Here is a 15,992-nt window from a genome sequence, read left to right as displayed (position 1 = left end):
CGATGCCCCCGGACCGGGCTCGGCGTCCGCTCCGGCCCGGGGACGCGCGGGGCTACCGTACGCCGGTGAGCACCTGGACTTCTCTCGAACCGGCCTCGACCACGGTGGAGGCCGGCACGACCGCCACGGTCTCGTTGCGCCTGCGCAACACCGGTGACGTGGTCGAGGAGTACCGGTTCGTCCCGGTGGGGGAGCCGGCGCCGTGGGCCCGGGTGGAGCCGGCCTCGGTGAAGCTCTACCCGGGCACCGGCACCACCGTCCAGCTGCACTTCGACGTGCCGCGCAGCTCCGACGCGGCGGCCGGCCCGCACCCGTTCGCCCTGCAGGTGCTGCCCTCCGAGCAGCCGGAGGCGGTCGTGGTGGTCGAGGGTGTGCTGTCCGTGCTGCCGTTCGGCGAGCTGCGCGCCGAACTGGTCCCGCCCGTCTCCAAGGGCCGGTTGCGTGCCCGGCCGCAGCTGGCCGTGGACAACCTGGGCAACACGCCGGTCACCGTGTCGCTGGCCGGCAAGGACGCCGGCAACCAGCTGGACTTCGAGTTCCAGCCGTCCTCGCTGCGGATCCAGGCGGGCCGGGCGGCCTTCGTCCGGGTCTCCGCCAGGACGCAGCGGATCCGCTGGTTCGGCGTCAAGCAGGTGCTGCCGTTCTCCGTGAACGTGCTGCGGTCCGGACTGGCGCCGCTGCCCGTCGAGGGGACGTACGCCCACTCCGCGGTCCTGCCGAGGTGGTTCCCCCGGCTGTTCGCCGTGCTGGGCGCGATCGTGGCCGCCTGCGTCGCGCTCTGGATGCTCGCCAAGCCCTCGGTGACCAGCGCCGCCACCGCGCTGAGGACGCAGACGGCGACGCTGCAGCCCGTCGACGCCGGCAGCCCCCTGCCGCCGCAGCCGACCACCGGCGGGGGCGGGCAGCCGGCCCCCGGCAACGCCGCGCCCCCGCAGCCGGGCGGGCCGGTGGCACCCGACGCCGGGAACCCGGCCGCGCCGCAGGCGGCGGGTCCGACGCCGCTCGCACCCGGTCCCGGCGCGAACCCGGTCCCGGCGGCTCCGGGCGGTGGCGGCGGTGGCGGCGGTGGCGCGCCGGGTGGCGGTGGTGGCGCGCCGGGTGGTGGCGGTGGTGGCGGCAGCACCCCGGAGGCCATGACGCTGCTGCAGTTCCCGATCACCAGCGTCAACGCCACACCCACCAGCCCCAACCTGTTCGTGCAGTTCGCCCAGGACCGACTGGTGAGCCTGTCGAGCGGCAACCGGTGCAAGCTCGCGCGCGGCAGCTTCCGGACCGGGGTGATGGACCAGAACACGGTGAACGCGCTCGCCTGCTTCCAGCGGGACACCGACACCCACGGCACCCGGCCCGGCAACATCGCCAGGAGCGACCAGTCCGGAACGCTGGGCCGGGCGACCATGGCCGCCCTGGAGGCCTTCCCGGTCATCCGCGACATCCACAGCATCAACAGCAACGCGCAGCCCGACTACCAGATCTCCTGCGCCACGGCGGCCCTGATGTGGGCCGACCAGACCTCGCTGACCGCCACCCAGCTCCAGCAGCAGATCGGCTTCACCCAGCAGTTGATCAAGGTCCTGACCAGCGGGAGCGCCGAGCCGATCAGCCCCTACAACGAGGACTTCGCCAACGCGGTCCGGAAGTACCAGGCGGACATGGCCCCGCAGAAGCCGCTGAACGACTCGGACGACGTCGCCAACGCGCTGATCGGCGGCTGGGTCGTGCAGCCCACCACCCAGGGCACCATCCAGGAGCCGCCCAGCAGCGGCACCGGCTGGCCGGGCGTCTACCAGGGCTGACCTTCGCCCGGCGACCCCGGCCGGGGCCGCCGGCGGTCCGGACGGGCCGGCCGGTCAGCCGGCGCCGCTCAGGCCAGCAGCCGCTCGAAGAGCGGGGCGATCAGCGGTACCTGGGCCTCCACGAGCTCCCACCCCGCCAGGGCGGCCCGCTCCGCCAGGGCGCGGCGGCAGACCGCCCACGCCCGCGCCTCCGCCTGCCCGAGGCCGTCCGCGACCACGAAGAGTCCCAGCACCGGGTGGGGCCGGGCCCGGGGGTGGGCCACCACGTGCTCGAGCTGATCCGTCGCGTGGGCGCAGGAGCGCACCAGGGCCGCGGCGTCGGTGGGCAGTTCGGCCCCCGACGGACCCCGCAGGCAGGCGTGAACGAGATACATGCGGTGAGTCTGGCAAGCCAGTCATCTGGTGCGCCAGGTGACCAACCGGGACTCTTCCGGCCGTGGCCGGAAGAGTCCACCGGCCGGCCGGTCGCGGGCTCCGACATGCCCGGGAGCGGGGACTGTGTGACGCTGGTGCGGAGCTGTCCTGCCGCCGGTGCCCCACTCGGGCGTCGGCCGTCGGAAGGGTCTGTCCGTGGCCACGATCCCGTACCCGCAGTCCACGCTCCTCCCGCTCCGCGGCGCCGGCCCGGAGCCCGCGCCGCCCGGCCGGCGCCGATCCCGACGGCGGCGCGGCCGGGTGCTCGTCGTCGGCGTCGGGCTGACCGCGCCGGTGCTGCTCTCGGTCCTACTGACCGCCGCCGCCCAGGCCGCGCCCGGTTCGGCGGTGCCGCCGTGGGTGGGGGCGAGCGCCGCGCCCAGCCCCGGGGACGCCCCCGGCACGCCGTCCGCCGGGCCCACCGACCCGCCGGGTCCGTGGTCCGCCGAGCACCGGACGTACCACTGGGCCGCGCACCGTCCGGCCGGCCCGCCCCGGCACCGGGTCCGCCGGTGGCACGCCGCGCCGGACGGCCCCGCCAGGCACGGCGCGGGGGGCTCCGACGGCACCCCCGACCCGGCGCTGGCGGCCGGGCCGGAGCCCCCCGCGCCCACCCCTGCGGTGGAGGGCGGCCCGCCCGCGGCCCCCGCGCCCGTGACGCAGACCGCCGCGCACGGGAACGATCCCTCCGACCTGCAGTTCCCGCTCGGCGCGGGCCTCGGGCTGATCGGCGCCGGCCTGGCCCTGGTGGGGCTGCGGCTGCGCCGGAGCTGAACCGGCCCGGATCGGGAATCCGGGCCGGCCGGTGCTCGGTTGACCCTCCGGAGCGCCGAAGCATATGAAGGAGCTATGACTAATCCGCGGAACGAACGGCCGCAGCAGGAGCCGCATCAGGCGTCGACGGGAGCGGACGGGACGGCACAGGGCGTCCCGCCGCAGGTGCTGATCGTCGGGCCGGACGGGATGGCGGTCGGCGGGGCCGACGGCCGGGGCTTCGGCCGCTCCGGCGACGGCGAGGAGCCGCGGGAACTTCCGGTGACCGAGATGGTCGAGCAGCCGGCCAAGGTGATGCGCATCGGCAGCATGATCAAGCAGCTGCTGGAGGAGGTCCGGGCGGCTCCCCTCGACGAGGCCAGCCGGGTCCGGCTGAAGGACATTCACGCCAGCTCCATCAAGGAGCTGGAACTGGGTCTGGCGCCCGAGCTGGTCGAGGAGTTGGAGCGGCTCTCGCTGCCCTTCACCGACGACACCGTCCCCACCGAGGCCGAGCTGCGGATCGCCCAGGCCCAGCTGGTCGGTTGGCTGGAGGGCCTGTTCCACGGCATCCAGACCGCGCTGTTCGCCCAGCAGATGGCGGCCCGCGCCCAGTTGGAGCAGATGCGCCGGGCGCTGCCGCCCGGCAGCCCGGGGGCGGAGCACGACTTCGAGGAGCCGGGCGAGAACCGCGGCTTCCGGTCCGGTCCGTACCTCTGAACCGCTGACGAACCGCGGGGCCTGGCGGGTCGGTCCTTGTAGGAACGGTCTGCGAACGGTGCGGGAACGGCCGGGGCGGGCCGCCGAGCCGGACCGCCCCGGCAGCCCTGGCGGTCCGCGTCGTCGCCGGGTGCCGATACCCTGACCCCTGTCGGTGGCCGCGACGGCCGCCGGCCGGGTCGGGCCGCCTCGGCGGGCCGCCGGGAGCGGCTCTGACGGGCCGTTCGGCATCACCCGGCAGCGCAGCCGATCAGAGCATCCGATCAACCACGTCGCGGCACCGGTGTCCGGCCGTGCCGAGGGGGAAGCAGAGGACCATGACCGAGGACGGCAGCACCCTGCAGGGCCACCCTCAGCAGCACGCGCTGGGCAACGGCAGGTACGTCCTCCGGCACCTGCTGGGTCAGGGCGGGATGGCCTCCGTGCACCTGGCCCACGACACCGTGCTGGACCGCCAGGTGGCGGTGAAGACGCTCCACACCGACCTGGGCCGCGAGTCGTCCTTCCGGGAGCGCTTCCGCCGCGAGGCGGTGGCGGTGGCCCGGCTCCAGCACACCAACATCGTCGCGGTCTTCGACAGCGGCGAGGAGTTCGCGCCGGACGGCTCGACCGTGCCGTACATCGTGATGGAGTACGTCGAGGGCCGCTCGCTGCGCGACGTGCTGAACGACGCGATCGCCCAGCACGGCGCGATGCCCACCGAGCAGGCGCTGAAGATGACCGCCGCGGTGCTGGCCGCCCTGGACACCTCGCACGACCAGGGCCTGGTGCACCGCGACATCAAGCCGGGCAACGTCATGGTCAACACCAAGGGCGTGGTCAAGGTGATGGACTTCGGCATCGCCCGCGCGATGCAGTCCGGTGTCACCTCGATGACCCAGACCGGCATGGTGGTCGGCACCCCGCAGTACCTCTCGCCGGAGCAGGCGCTCGGCAAGAGCGTGGACGCCCGTTCCGACCTCTACTCGGTCGGCTGCATGCTCTTCGAACTGCTGACCGGACAGCTGCCCTTCGACGGTGACTCGCCGTTCTCGATCGCCTACAAGCACGTCCAGGAGGAGCCGCCGCCGCCGTCCACCCTGAACCGGGCGGTCAGCCCGGCGGTGGACGCGCTGGTCGCCCGCGCGCTGCGGAAGGACCCGGCGCACCGGTTCCCGACCGCGGAGGCGATGCGCGAGGAGGTCGAGCGGGTCGCCGCGGGCGAGCGGGGCGGCAACCCGCTGCAGCCGAGCACCCCGCTGGTGATCAACCAGGGCCCGCGGGCCGCCCACGCGTCCCCCTCGCTGACCGGCTTCCCGCAGGTCGCCGGCGACATCCGGACGCCGCAGCCGCACGTCCAGCAGCCGTACCAGCCGGCCACCCCGCCGCCGTACGGTCCGCAGACGCCGCCGCCGGCCTTCCCGCAGGCGCAGCAGCCGTTCCAGCCGCAGCCGCAGCCGCAGTACCAGACCCCGCGGCCGCAGCAGTACCCGACGCCGCAGCCGGCCTTCCCGCAGCAGCAGATGCCGGCGCCGGCGCCGGTCGCCCCGCGGCCCGCACCCGCGCCGTACCAGCAGGCCCGCCCGGTGCCCGCGAACAACAGCGGGTGCTCGACGGCGCTGGTGGTGATCGGAGTGATCGTCGGCGTGTTCGTGCTGATCGTGATCATTGCCGCGATCGTGGCAACCAAGGCCAAGGACAACTCGTCCACCACGGATGGGGCGGTGCGGCCCGCCGTGGTGGCCGCGCGGTTGTCCGGGGGCCCCGGACAGGGTTTCTGAACGCATTCCGCGCCCGGGTGTCCGAGGCGGTAGCGTTCTGGAGGAGTGAATCGAGTAGGGCGGCCGCGACCAGAGCGTCGGCCCGGGGCGAGGAGTAATGGCACAGACGCAGCAGCCGGGCGACGGCGAGGGCGAGCACGTCCCGGGCACCGGCGCCGGCTCCGAGCAGGACGATGCCACCCGCGAGACGCCCCGGCTGCCCGAGCCGGAGGCGGACGGCGAGGTGGACGCCACGGCCGAGACGCACGTCGTCCGGCAGCCCCCGGTCTTCGACGGCCCGGCCACCCCGGGCCGGGGCACCGCCGCGCCGCTCGGCACGCTGGGGGGCGGCCGCTACCGGCTGACCCACCGGCTCGGCCGGGGCGGCATGGCCGAGGTGCTGGCGGCCCAGGACGTCCGGCTCGGCCGGACCGTCGCGGTCAAGCTGCTCCGCCCGGAGCTGGCCCAGGACGACGTCGCCCGGCTCCGGTTCACTCGTGAGGCGCACGCCGTCGCGGCGCTCAACCACCACTCGATCGTCGCGGTCTACGACACCGGCGAGGAGCTGGTCGGCACCGAGTCGACGCCGTACATCGTGATGGAGCTGGTCGAGGGCCGGACCGTCCGCGAGCTGCTGGTCGACGAGGAGGCGCCGCCGGTCGACCAGGCGCTGATCATCATCGCCGGCGTGCTGGAGGCGCTGGACTACAGCCACCGCAACGGCATCGTGCACCGCGACATCAAGCCGGCCAACGTGTCCATCACGCTGACCGGCGCGGTCAAGGTGATGGACTTCGGCATCGCCCGGGCGCTCACCGGCGCGACCAGCACGATGACCCAGACCGGCATGGTGATGGGCACCCCCCAGTACCTCTCGCCGGAGCAGGCGCTCGGCAAGCCGGTGGACCACCGCTCGGACCTCTACGCGGCCGGCTGCATGCTCTACGAGCTGCTCACGCTGCGCCCGCCGTTCACCGGCGACACCCCGCTCTCGGTGGTCTACCAGCACGTGCAGGACGCGCCGGTGCCGCCCTCGCAGGCCAACTCCCGGGTGCCGCAGCAGCTGGACGCCCTGGTGCTGCGCTCGCTGGCGAAGAACCCGGACGAGCGGTTCCAGAGCGCCGAGGAGTTCCGCGCGCACGTGCAGCACGCGCTGCGCGAGATGCACGGCGCGGCCGGCGCCGGCTACCCGACGGTCGGCCTGCCGGGCGGTTCCGGCCAGTACGGCTACGAGGGCACGCCCAAGGACGGCACGGCGGTCACCGAGGTGTTCGGCGCGGCCGGGCGGCCCGCCGACCCCACCGCGCTGCTGCCCTACCCGAACGGCGGCGCCACCGGCTACCAGACGCCGGCCACGGGCTACCAGGGCCCGGGCGGCGGGGGTGGCGGTGGCTACGGCGGCTCGGGCGGCTCCGGCGGGTCGAACGACGACGGCTACGGCGGCTCGGGCGGCGGCCGGCGCCGGGCGCTGGCCTGGGTGGCCGGGCTGGTGCTGGTGGTGGCCGGCGGGATCGGCATCGCCTTCGCGCTGAACGGCAGCAGCAGCGGTACCGGCGGCGGTGGCGGCGGCGGCGTGGTCACCACCTCGCCGGACAGCTCGGACAACTCGACGCCGCTGCTGCCCTCCACCAGCCCGTCGACCTCGCCGACGCCGACGCCGAGCCGGGCCAGCCACACGCCCAGCACGCCGCCGACCGACAGCGGCGGGGACAGCTACCCGACCGGTGGGCGGAGCTGGACCCGTAACCCGAGCGCCTCGTCGACCCCGACGGACACCGCCTCGGCCTCGGCCACGGCGTCCGCCTCGGCTCCGGTGTCGACCCCGCCGACGCCCTCCGCGCCGGCGGAGACCACTCCGCCGGCGAGCAACCCGGCGTCGCCGCCGGCGACGAAGCCCGTCCCGCCGGTGAGTCCCCTGCCGTAGCGCACGGAACGGCGCCGCAGCCCGGTCCGGGCTGCGGCGCCGTTCGCGTGCCCGGCCCGCCCGGCTCGGGAACGCGTTCAGTTCACGAAGGCGTCCAGCACCTGCTCGTACTCCTGGCACCACCAGACCGTCTGCGCGGCGGCGGCCGGGAAGAGCGGGTCGGCCCGGGGGTCGGCCCGCTGGTAGCGCCACCGGAGCATCCAGAAGTCGTTGAGCCGCTCCCACCAGACCCGGTGCGTGGCGGCGGCCAGCTCCTCGGGCCGGGCCCCGGTGGCCTCCCGGTAGCCGCGGGCGTAGCGGCGCACCCGGGCCAGGTCGAGCTCGCCGGTCACCGGGTCGTTGAAGATCAGCGTGGCGCCGCGGACCACCTCCTCGCCGCGCGGCCGCACGCCCAGCCGGTCCCAGTCCAGCACCGCGCTCACCCGCCGCCCGTGGTGCAGCAGGTTGAGGCCGTGGAAGTCGCCGTGCACCCAGCCGGCCGGCCCGGCGGCGTCCGGCGCGGGCCGGCGGTGCCGGTGGGCCGCGAGCAGCTCGGCCCGCTCGGCCAGCCGGTCCTCGGCGAGCAGCTCGAACGGGCCGTACGGGCGGTGCCGGCGGACCAGCCCGCGCAGCTCGTCGATCAGCGCCAGGGTGGCCCGCGGGTCGGCGGTGGGCTGCCCGTCCGGTTGTACGACCAGGGCGCAGACCTCGGCGAGTGCGCCGTGCAACCGGCCGAGCAGCGTGCCCAGCTCCTCGCACTGCACCAGGTCCAGCTCGGTTCCGGGCCGGTGTTCGCCCCGGATCCAGGGGTAGAGCGCGAACCGCCGGCCGTCACAGTCGGTGACCGTGCGCCCGTCACGGCCGGCCAGCGGTGGTGCGGTCGGCAGCCCCCGGGCGTGCAGCGCGGTGGTCGCCCGGTGCTGCGCGGTGATCGCGGTGACGGTGGCGGTGGCGCGGTCCACGTAGCACTTGAGGAAGTAGACGCCGGCCGTGGTGACCACCCGGTAGCCGCGGTTGAGCAGGCCCTCGGCCACCGCTCTCGCCTCGACCAGCCGCCCGGCGCGGTAGTTGCGCAGGACCCGTGCGATCACGAACCGGGAGACCGGGGGGCTGAGCGTGCCGACCGGGGGAGCGGAGGCATCCGGTCCCTCCGATACGGTTGCGGCGTAGGTGAGTTGACTCTCTGTCACACTCGATCATCGCAGTGTCGCCGCCAACCCCGGCTCGGTTGGCGGAAATTGCCCGGTAGTGAGCGGGGTGCCGATGATCGTGCCGCGATCGGTGCCGTTGACGGAGCGTGAACTTACCTGCTCTGCCCGGTCAGTTCTGCGGGTCGCTCCTCAACCGCGCGACGTAGGCGGCCGCCTGGGTGCGCCGCGCCATGCCGAGTTTGGACAGCAGGCTGGAGACGTAGTTCTTGACCGTCTTCTCGGCCAGGTGGAGTTCACCGCCGATCTGCCGGTTGGTCATCCCCTCGCCGATCAGTTCCAGGATCCGCCGTTCCTGCCTGGTGAGTTGGGCCAGTCGCTCGTCCTCCTGGCCGGCCCCGCCCTCGCGCAGCCGGGCCAGCACCCGGCTGGTGGCCACCGGGTCGAGCAGCGACCTGCCGGCCGCGACGTCGCGCACCGCGGAGAGCAGGTCGCCGCCGCGGATCGCCTTGAGCACGTAGCCCGAGGCCCCGGCCATGATCGCGTCGAAGAGCGCCTCGTCGTCCGAGAACGAGGTCAGCATCAGGCACTTGATCCCCGGCTGCCGCGAGCGGACCTCCCGGCAGACCTCCACCCCGTTGCCGTCGGGCAGTCGAACGTCGAGCACCGCGACGTCGGGCCGGACGGCGGGGATCCGGGCGAGCGCCTCGGCGGCGGTGCCGGCCTCGCCGACCACCTCGATGTCGCCCTCGACCGACAGCAGTTCGTGAACGCCGCGGCGGACCACCTCGTGATCGTCGAGGAGGAACACCCTGATCTGTCCGTTTTCCGTCACCCCTGAATGCTCCCATAAACGGGCAGATAGGATCTATCGCCCGGACTACCCCTACGTCGAAATCTGTCCGATCCAACCCCTTACGTGAAGCGCCTCGCCCGGATAACGTGCGCAGGTGTCCTGACGGCACCGCGCGAGCGGTCTCGGACCCACCCCGTCCCCACCCAGGCCGGAACAAACTAGGACGTCCTAACGCAGGCGCGCCCAGGGCGCCTGCTGGGTAACGTTCTCGTGAGGGCGCCGTCGGAAGAGGATCACCACCTGCCACGCAGCCGTGTGCGCACACCCAGCGCGCCTTGCGAGGAGGTGACCGGACCGGTCACCGGCGACCCCGGGCGGCCGGACAGACCGAGGAGTGAACGTGACCGTCAAAAGTACGGCGAGGGCGCGCAAGAAGGCCGCCCCCGGCGTCCCTGACAACCTCCGCGCGGGGAAGGACGCCCCGGCCGAGCTCGTGCAACTGCTCACGCCGGAAGGCGACCGGGTCGAGCACCCGGACTTCCCGCTGGCCGTCACCCCGGAGGAGCTGCGCTCGCTCTACCGTGATCTGGTGCTGGTCCGCCGCTTCGACGCCGAGGCGACCGCCCTGCAGCGCCAGGGCGAGCTGGGCCTGTGGGCCTCGCTGCTCGGCCAGGAGGCCGCCCAGGTCGGCAGCGGCCGCGCGATGCGGGAGAACGACTACGCCTTCCCCACCTACCGCGAGCACGGCGTGGCCTGGTGCCGCGGGGTGGACCCGCTCAACCTGCTCGGGATGTTCCGCGGCGTGAACCACGGCGGCTGGGACCCGAACGAGAAGAACTTCCACCTCTACACGATCGTGATCGGCTCGCAGACCCTGCACGCGACCGGCTACGCGATGGGCATCACCAAGGACGGCGCCGAGGACGCGGTGATCGCCTACTTCGGCGACGGCGCCTCCAGCCAGGGTGACGTCAACGAGGCCTTCACCTTCGCCTCGGTCTACAACTCGCCGGTGGTCTTCTTCTGCCAGAACAACCAGTGGGCGATCTCCGAGCCGACCACCACGCAGACCCGGATCCCGCTCTACCGCCGGGCCTCCGGCTTCGGTTTCCCCGGTGTCCGGGTGGACGGCAACGACGTGCTGGCCTGCCTGGCGGTGACCCGCTGGGCGCTGGACCACGCCCGCAGCGGCAACGGCCCGGTGCTCATCGAGGCCTTCACCTACCGGATGGGCGCGCACACCACCTCGGACGACCCGACCCGCTACCGCGAGGCCGAGGAGACCGAGGCCTGGCGCGCCAAGGACCCGATCTCCCGGCTCAAGGCCCACCTGGAGCGCGAGGAGCTGGCCGACGAGGAGTTCTTCGCCGCGGTCGAGGCGGAGAGCGAGACCCTCGGTCTGCGGGTGCGCGAGGGCGTGCGCTCGATGCCGGATCCGGACCCGACCCTGATCTTCGACCATGTGTACGCCGAGCCGCACTCGCTGGTCAGCGAGGAGCGGGCCGAGTACGTCGCGTACGCGGAGTCCTTCGAGGGCGGGGAGTAATCGATCATGTCCAAGCTCACCATGTCGAAGGCCATCAACGAGGGCCTGCGCGCGTGTCTGGAGACCGACCCGAAGACCCTGGTGATGGGTGAGGACGTCGGCAAGCTCGGCGGCGTCTTCCGGGTCACCGACGGCCTGCAGAAGGACTTCGGCGAGGACCGGGTGATCGACACCCCGCTCGCCGAGTCCGGGATCGTCGGGACGGCGATCGGCCTGGCGCTGCGCGGCTACCGGCCGATCGTGGAGATCCAGTTCGACGGGTTCGTCTACCCGGCCTTCGACCAGATCGTCTCCCAGCTCGCCAAGATGCACGCCCGCGCGCTCGGGCACGTCAAGATGCCGGTCACGGTCCGGATCCCGTACGCGGGCGGCATCGGCGCCGTCGAACACCACAGCGAGTCGCACGAGGCGTACTTCGCGCACACCGCCGGCCTGCGGGTGGTCACCCCGTCCAACCCGGACGACGCCTACTGGATGCTCCGCCAGTCGGTGGAGTGCGACGACCCGGTGATCTTCCTGGAGCCGAAGGCCCGGTACTGGGACAAGGCCGAGATCGGCTCGGCGGCCGCGCTGGACCTGCACGCCGCCCGGGTGGTCCGCCCCGGCACCGACCTGACGCTGCTCGCCTACGGGCCGATGGTCAAGGTCTGCCTGGAGGCCGCCGCGGCCGCCGAGGAGGACGGCCGCCGGCTCGAGGTGGTCGACCTGCGCTCGCTCTCCCCGGTGGACTTCGCCACCCTGGAGGCCTCGGTCAAGCGCACCGGCCGGGCCGTGGTGGTGCACGAGGCACCGGTCTTCATGGGCATGGGCGCCGAGCTGGCCGCCCGGCTGACCGAGAAGTGCTTCTACCACCTGGAGGCCCCGGTGCTCCGGGTCGGCGGCTACCACGCGCCGTACCCGCCGTCCCGGGTGGAGGAGCAGTTCCTGCCCGACCTGGACCGGGTGCTGGACGCCGTCGACCGCGCGCTGGCGTTCTGAGAGAGGCGACCATGAGCACCGATGTTCGCGCGCTGCGCGAGTTCAAGATGCCCGACGTCGGCGAGGGGCTGACCGAGGCCGAGATCCTCAAGTGGTACGTCCAGCCCGGGGACACCGTCGCCGACGGGCAGGTCGTCTGCGAGGTGGAGACCGCGAAGGCCGCGGTGGAGCTGCCGATCCCGTTCAACGGGACGGTCGAGGCGCTGCACTTCCCCGAGGGCACCACGGTCGACGTCGGCACCGCGATCATCGCGATCGCGGTGGAGGGGGCCACCCCGGCCCCGGCCGCCCCGCCGGCGCCCGCCGCTGCCGCCGCCCCGGCGGAACAGCCGGAACGCCGCGAGGTGCTGGTCGGCTACGGGCCGCGCACCGGCAGCGTCCAGCGCCGGGCCCGCCGTACCGTCGTCGCCGCCGCCCCGGCCGCGGTCACCCCGGCCGCGCCGGCCCCGGTCGCCGCGCCCGTGCCCGCCCCGGCGGCCGTGGTGGCCACCGAGCGCCCGCTCGCCAAGCCGCCGGTCCGCAAGCTGGCCAAGGACCTGGGCATCGACCTGCGCACGGTCCTGCCGACCGGCCCGGACGGGATCATCACCCGCGAGGACGTGCACGCCGCCGCCGCTCCGCCGGCCGCCGCCCCCGCCGCGGTGGCCGCCGAGGCGGCTCCGACCGAGGCGGCGGCCGCCGTCCCGGCCGGGGTGGACCAGCGGATCCCGGTCAAGGGCGTCCGCAAGGCCACCGCCCAGGCGATGGTGGCCTCCGCCTTCACCGCCCCGCACGTCACCGAGTTCGTCCAGGTCGACGTGACCCGCACCATGAAGCTGGTCCGCAAGCTCAAGGAGAGCGGCGAGCTCGGCCCCGGCGTCCGGGTCAGCCCGCTGCTGCTGGTCGCCAAGGCCCTGCTCACCGCGATCAGGCGGCACCCGGAGATCAACGCCAGCTGGGACGAGGCCAACCAGGAGATCGTCCTCAAGGGCCAGGTCAACCTGGGGATCGCCGCGGCCACCCCGCGCGGCCTGATCGTGCCGAACATCAAGAACGCCGGCGCGCTCACCCTGGCCGGCCTCGCGATCGAGCTCGGCGTCCTGGTCGACACCGCGCGGCAGGGCAGGACGGCGCCGGCCGACATGACCGGCGGCACCGTCACCATCACCAACGTCGGCGTCTTCGGCGTGGACACCGGCACCCCGATCCTCAACCCCGGCGAGGCCGCCATCCTGGCCTTCGGCGCGGTCCGGGAGCTGCCCTGGGTGCACAAGGGCAAGGTGGTCCCGCGTCAGGTCACCACGCTGGCGCTCTCCTTCGACCACCGCCTGGTCGACGGCGAGTTGGGCTCCAAGGTGCTGGCCGACACCGCGGCCATCCTGGAGCAACCGAAGCGCCTGCTCACCTGGGGCTGACCCGGGAGCGTCGCGACCGGCCCCGGGACACCCGTCCCGGGGCCGGTCCCGTGCCGGGGTGCGTTGCGCCGTTCCGGTGAGATCTCCGATCGAAAGTCAGATGATCTGTTCGGGCGGGGTACCTCTTGGTGACCCTCCACCCGAGCGCCCGCCGGGTGACCGGAGCACCGAGGACCATCCGTATGGCGCCTGGCAACCCTGGCCGTCTCATCCGGAGTCTGGCCGCACTCGCCCTGCTCGCGGCAGCCGTGCTGCCCACCGCCCTGGAGGCGGCCGGGCCGGCACCGTTCACCGTGATCGGCCCCGCCACCGGCGGGGTGACCGACCGCGCGGTCCCCCCGCACGGCCCCGGCGGCGCGGTCGGCGCGCGGGTCCGCCGCCTCGGTGCCGCCCCCACCGTGGACATACGCCGGACGGGTGAGCCGGGGAACCGGATCACCCTGGTGCTGCTCGGCGACGGCTACACGGCCGCCCAGCAGGACCTCTTCCGGCAGCAGGCCGACCAGGCCTGGCGCTCGCTGATGGAGATCGAGCCGTTCCGCAGTTACCAGGGGTACTTCAACATACGGCGGGTGGAGGTGGTCTCCCCGGTCGCCGGGATAGCCGAGGGGCAGGGCAAGGGGCACAAGCCCGTCACCCCGTTGGGCATGCACTTCTGGTGCGAGGGCACCGCGCGGCTGCTCTGCGCCGACGAGGTGGCGACCGCGCGCTACGCGGGGGCGGGGGAGGGGCCGCAGTACCTGATCGCGCTGGCCAACTCCACCGAGTACGGCGGCGCCGGGGGCACCGGGGTGACCACGCTGGCGGGCGGCAGCCCGGACGCCGGCCGGATCATCCAGCACGAGATCGGACACACCGTCGGCGACCTGGGTGACGAGTACGACACCGCCCCGCACGACGCGGACTACCCGAACCTCTCCACCCAGGGTGCCGACGTGATGCGCCGCGACCACCTCAAGTGGTGGCGCTGGCTGGGTGCCCAGTCGCCGGACGGCGGCGGCCTGGTCGGCGCCTACCGCAGCGCCAACGGGATCTACCGGCCGACCCCCGACTCGGTGATGCGCACCCTGGGCGGTACCTACAACCTCCCCTCACGTGAGGCGATCATCGAGGAGATCTACCGCCGGGTGAACCCGCTGGACGGCGTCTCGCCCAACCCCGGCGACGTCGGCGGCCGGCCCCGGCTGACCGTCCGTCCGCTGCCGCTGAGCGGCGGCCGGCAGCTCTCGGTGGTCTGGCGGGTGGACGGCCGCGAGGTGCGCCCGCAGGCCTCGGACGGCACCTGGTTCGACCCGGCGGCCCTGCCGCTGCTGCCCGGCCAGCGGGTGACGGTCAGTGCGACGGTGCGCGACACCACGGACTGGGTGCGCGACGAGGACTTCCGCAACCAGCGGATGACCCGGACCGTGAACTGGGTACTCACCGGATGAACTGATGGGATGACTAGTCTGGGCGCACTATGACCGTGGAACCCGGCCCGACCCGTACCTCCGCTCTCATTCCCGCTCCCCGGACCACCGGGCCCTCCGCCGCCGGGAGCGGCCCCGCCGAGCCGCCCGGCGGCCGGGCGGCCTGGTGCGCCTGGGGGATCGCGGTCAGCGTCTACGTCCTCGCGGTGATCCACCGCACCAGCCTCGGGGTGGCCGGGCTGGACGCCGCCCACCGCTTCGGCATCGGTGCCTCCCAACTCTCCGCCTTCTCGATCCTCCAGGTGCTGGTCTACGCGGCCATGCAGGTGCCGGTCGGCCTGCTGGTCGACCGCTTCGGCCCGCGCCGGGTGCTGCTGCTCGGGGTGCTGCTGCTCAGCGTCGGCCAGCTGGCCTTCGCCTTCAGCCCCTCGTTCGCCCCGGCGCTGGCCTCCCGCGCGGTGCTGGGCTGCGGCGACGCGATGACCTTCATCAGCGTGCTGCGGATCTCCGCCCGGTGGTTCCCGGCCGCCCGCAACCCGCTGGTCGCCCAGCTCACCGGGCTGGCCGGGATGGGCGGCAACCTGATCACCACCGTGGTGCTCGCCCAGGCCCTGCACACCGAGGGCTGGACCACCACCTTCACCGCCGTCGCGCTGCTCGGGGTGGGCGTCTTCGCGCTGGTCGCGCTGCTGCTGCGGGAGACCCCGGACGGCTCGCCGGCCCCTGGGCCCGAGGCCCCCGACGCCGCGCGGCCGCCGGTACGGGCCCAGGTCCGGCAGTCCTGGCGGCAGCCCGCCACCCGGCTGGGCCTCTGGGTGCACTTCACCACCCAGTTCCCGGCCAACGCCTTCGCCCTGCTCTGGGGGCTGCCCTACCTGGTGGAGGGTCAGGGGATGGGCCGGGGCGAGGCGGGTGGCCTGCTCACCCTGCTGGTCTTCAGCAACATGTTCTTCGGGCTGCTCTTCGGCCGGCTGCTCAACCGCGGCCCGCGGGCCCGGATGCCGATCGTGCTGACCACGATCGCCGCCACCGGCGGCTGCTGGGCGGCGGCGCTGGCCTGGCCGGCCGGGCGCCCGCCGCTCTGGCTGCTGGTCACGCTGCTGCTGGTGATGGGCAGCAACGGCTCGGCCTCGCTGGTCGGCCTCGACTACGCCCGCTCGCACAACCCGCCGGAGCGGCTGGGCACCGCCTCCGGCATCGTCAACATGGGCGGCTTCCTGGCCACGATGATCACGCTCTTCGGGATCGGCGTGCTGCTCGACGCGCTCTCCCCGGCCGGCGCTTCGAGCTACTCGGCCCAGGCGTACCGGGTGGCGTTCTGCTGGATGTACGTCCCGCTGCTGGTGGGCACCGTGATGATCCTGCGGCTGCGCCGCCGGCTGCCCACCGGGTAGCG

Annotated in this window: 13 protein-coding genes; 10 read left to right on the top strand and 3 right to left on the bottom strand. The window is 74.0% G+C overall.

Annotated features, from left to right (window positions below):
• The first annotated feature begins 65 nt into the window (after positions 1–65).
• Positions 66–1,796 (top strand): peptidoglycan-binding protein, encoded by a 1,731-nt coding sequence (locus ACIGXM_RS04490; protein WP_396556693.1) that lies wholly within the window; start codon positions 66–68, stop codon positions 1,794–1,796.
• Positions 1,797–1,864: 68 nt separating this feature from the next.
• On the opposite strand, the gene ACIGXM_RS04485 is transcribed toward ACIGXM_RS04490, so the two are convergent.
• Complete coding sequence (locus ACIGXM_RS04485) at positions 1,865–2,170, bottom strand: hypothetical protein (RefSeq protein ID WP_396556691.1); 306 nt, start codon at positions 2,168–2,170, stop codon at positions 1,865–1,867.
• A gap of 196 nt (positions 2,171–2,366) precedes the next feature.
• On the opposite strand from ACIGXM_RS04485, the gene ACIGXM_RS04480 reads away from it, so the two are divergent.
• From ACIGXM_RS04480 to ACIGXM_RS04465, 4 genes are all read left to right on the top strand, one after another.
• Positions 2,367–2,984, top strand: a complete 618-nt coding sequence (locus ACIGXM_RS04480) for a hypothetical protein (RefSeq protein WP_396556689.1) — start codon at positions 2,367–2,369, stop codon at positions 2,982–2,984.
• A 75-nt stretch (positions 2,985–3,059) separates the two neighbouring features.
• A complete protein-coding gene (locus tag ACIGXM_RS04475) occupies positions 3,060–3,683 on the top strand; it encodes a bacterial proteasome activator family protein (protein WP_396556687.1) in 624 nt (207 codons plus the stop codon).
• A gap of 317 nt (positions 3,684–4,000) precedes the next feature.
• The gene (locus ACIGXM_RS04470) at positions 4,001–5,443 is read left to right on the top strand and encodes a protein kinase (protein WP_396556685.1); all 1,443 of its coding nucleotides are present in this window, start codon (positions 4,001–4,003) and stop codon (positions 5,441–5,443) included.
• A gap of 97 nt (positions 5,444–5,540) precedes the next feature.
• Positions 5,541–7,346 carry a protein kinase gene (locus ACIGXM_RS04465; RefSeq protein ID WP_396556683.1) on the top strand — a complete coding sequence of 602 codons (1,806 nt, stop codon included), beginning with the start codon at positions 5,541–5,543 and terminating at the stop codon, positions 7,344–7,346.
• A gap of 77 nt (positions 7,347–7,423) precedes the next feature.
• On the opposite strand, the gene ACIGXM_RS04460 is transcribed toward ACIGXM_RS04465, so the two are convergent.
• Together ACIGXM_RS04460 and ACIGXM_RS04455 are read right to left on the bottom strand one after the other, a co-directional pair.
• Positions 7,424–8,515 carry a phosphotransferase gene (locus ACIGXM_RS04460; protein WP_396556681.1) on the bottom strand — a complete coding sequence of 364 codons (1,092 nt, stop codon included), beginning with the start codon at positions 8,513–8,515 and terminating at the stop codon, positions 7,424–7,426.
• A gap of 130 nt (positions 8,516–8,645) precedes the next feature.
• A complete protein-coding gene (locus ACIGXM_RS04455) occupies positions 8,646–9,308 on the bottom strand; it encodes a response regulator (RefSeq protein WP_396556679.1) in 663 nt (220 codons plus the stop codon).
• 361 nt (positions 9,309–9,669) lie between these two features.
• Between ACIGXM_RS04455 and pdhA the strand changes: the two genes are divergently transcribed.
• The 5 genes from pdhA to ACIGXM_RS04430 all read left to right on the top strand — a co-directional run bounded on the left by pdhA (position 9,670) and on the right by ACIGXM_RS04430 (position 15,990).
• Entirely contained in the window at positions 9,670–10,815 is a 1,146-nt protein-coding gene (pdhA, locus tag ACIGXM_RS04450) for a pyruvate dehydrogenase (acetyl-transferring) E1 component subunit alpha (RefSeq protein ID WP_396556677.1), read from the top strand.
• 6 nt (positions 10,816–10,821) lie between these two features.
• Positions 10,822–11,793 (top strand): alpha-ketoacid dehydrogenase subunit beta, encoded by a 972-nt coding sequence (locus ACIGXM_RS04445; RefSeq protein ID WP_396556675.1) that lies wholly within the window; start codon positions 10,822–10,824, stop codon positions 11,791–11,793.
• Positions 11,794–11,804: 11 nt separating this feature from the next.
• On the top strand, positions 11,805–13,187 hold the full coding sequence (locus ACIGXM_RS04440; RefSeq protein ID WP_396556673.1) for a dihydrolipoamide acetyltransferase family protein: 1,383 nt from the start codon (positions 11,805–11,807) through the stop codon (positions 13,185–13,187).
• Positions 13,188–13,369: 182 nt separating this feature from the next.
• A complete protein-coding gene (locus tag ACIGXM_RS04435; protein WP_396556671.1) occupies positions 13,370–14,617 on the top strand; it encodes a M64 family metallopeptidase in 1,248 nt (415 codons plus the stop codon).
• A gap of 29 nt (positions 14,618–14,646) precedes the next feature.
• Complete coding sequence (locus ACIGXM_RS04430) at positions 14,647–15,990, top strand: nitrate/nitrite transporter (protein WP_396556670.1); 1,344 nt, start codon at positions 14,647–14,649, stop codon at positions 15,988–15,990.
• Positions 15,991–15,992: the final 2 nt, after the last annotated feature.

This window comes from Kitasatospora sp. NPDC052896 (genome assembly GCF_044547075.1).
In the GTDB taxonomy this organism is placed as follows: Bacteria; Actinomycetota; Actinomycetes; order Streptomycetales; family Streptomycetaceae; genus Kitasatospora.
The sequence above is the reverse complement of the archived record's forward strand: the minus strand, read 5'-3'. Positions and strand labels throughout refer to the sequence as shown.

Bases quoted from the DNA above. Each gene is read 5' to 3' on its own strand.
- ACIGXM_RS04485 (WP_396556691.1), bottom strand. From the start codon at position 2,170: ATGTATCTCGTTCACGCCTGCCTGCGGGGTCCGTCGGGGGCCGAACTG.
- ACIGXM_RS04475 (WP_396556687.1), top strand. From the start codon at position 3,060: ATGACTAATCCGCGGAACGAACGGCCGCAGCAGGAGCCGCATCAGGCG.
- ACIGXM_RS04470 (WP_396556685.1), top strand. From the start codon at position 4,001: ATGACCGAGGACGGCAGCACCCTGCAGGGCCACCCTCAGCAGCACGCG.
- ACIGXM_RS04465 (WP_396556683.1), top strand. From the start codon at position 5,541: ATGGCACAGACGCAGCAGCCGGGCGACGGCGAGGGCGAGCACGTCCCG.
- ACIGXM_RS04445 (WP_396556675.1), top strand. From the start codon at position 10,822: ATGTCCAAGCTCACCATGTCGAAGGCCATCAACGAGGGCCTGCGCGCG.
- ACIGXM_RS04440 (WP_396556673.1), top strand. From the start codon at position 11,805: ATGAGCACCGATGTTCGCGCGCTGCGCGAGTTCAAGATGCCCGACGTC.
- ACIGXM_RS04435 (WP_396556671.1), top strand. From the start codon at position 13,370: ATGGCGCCTGGCAACCCTGGCCGTCTCATCCGGAGTCTGGCCGCACTC.
- ACIGXM_RS04430 (WP_396556670.1), top strand. From the start codon at position 14,647: ATGACCGTGGAACCCGGCCCGACCCGTACCTCCGCTCTCATTCCCGCT.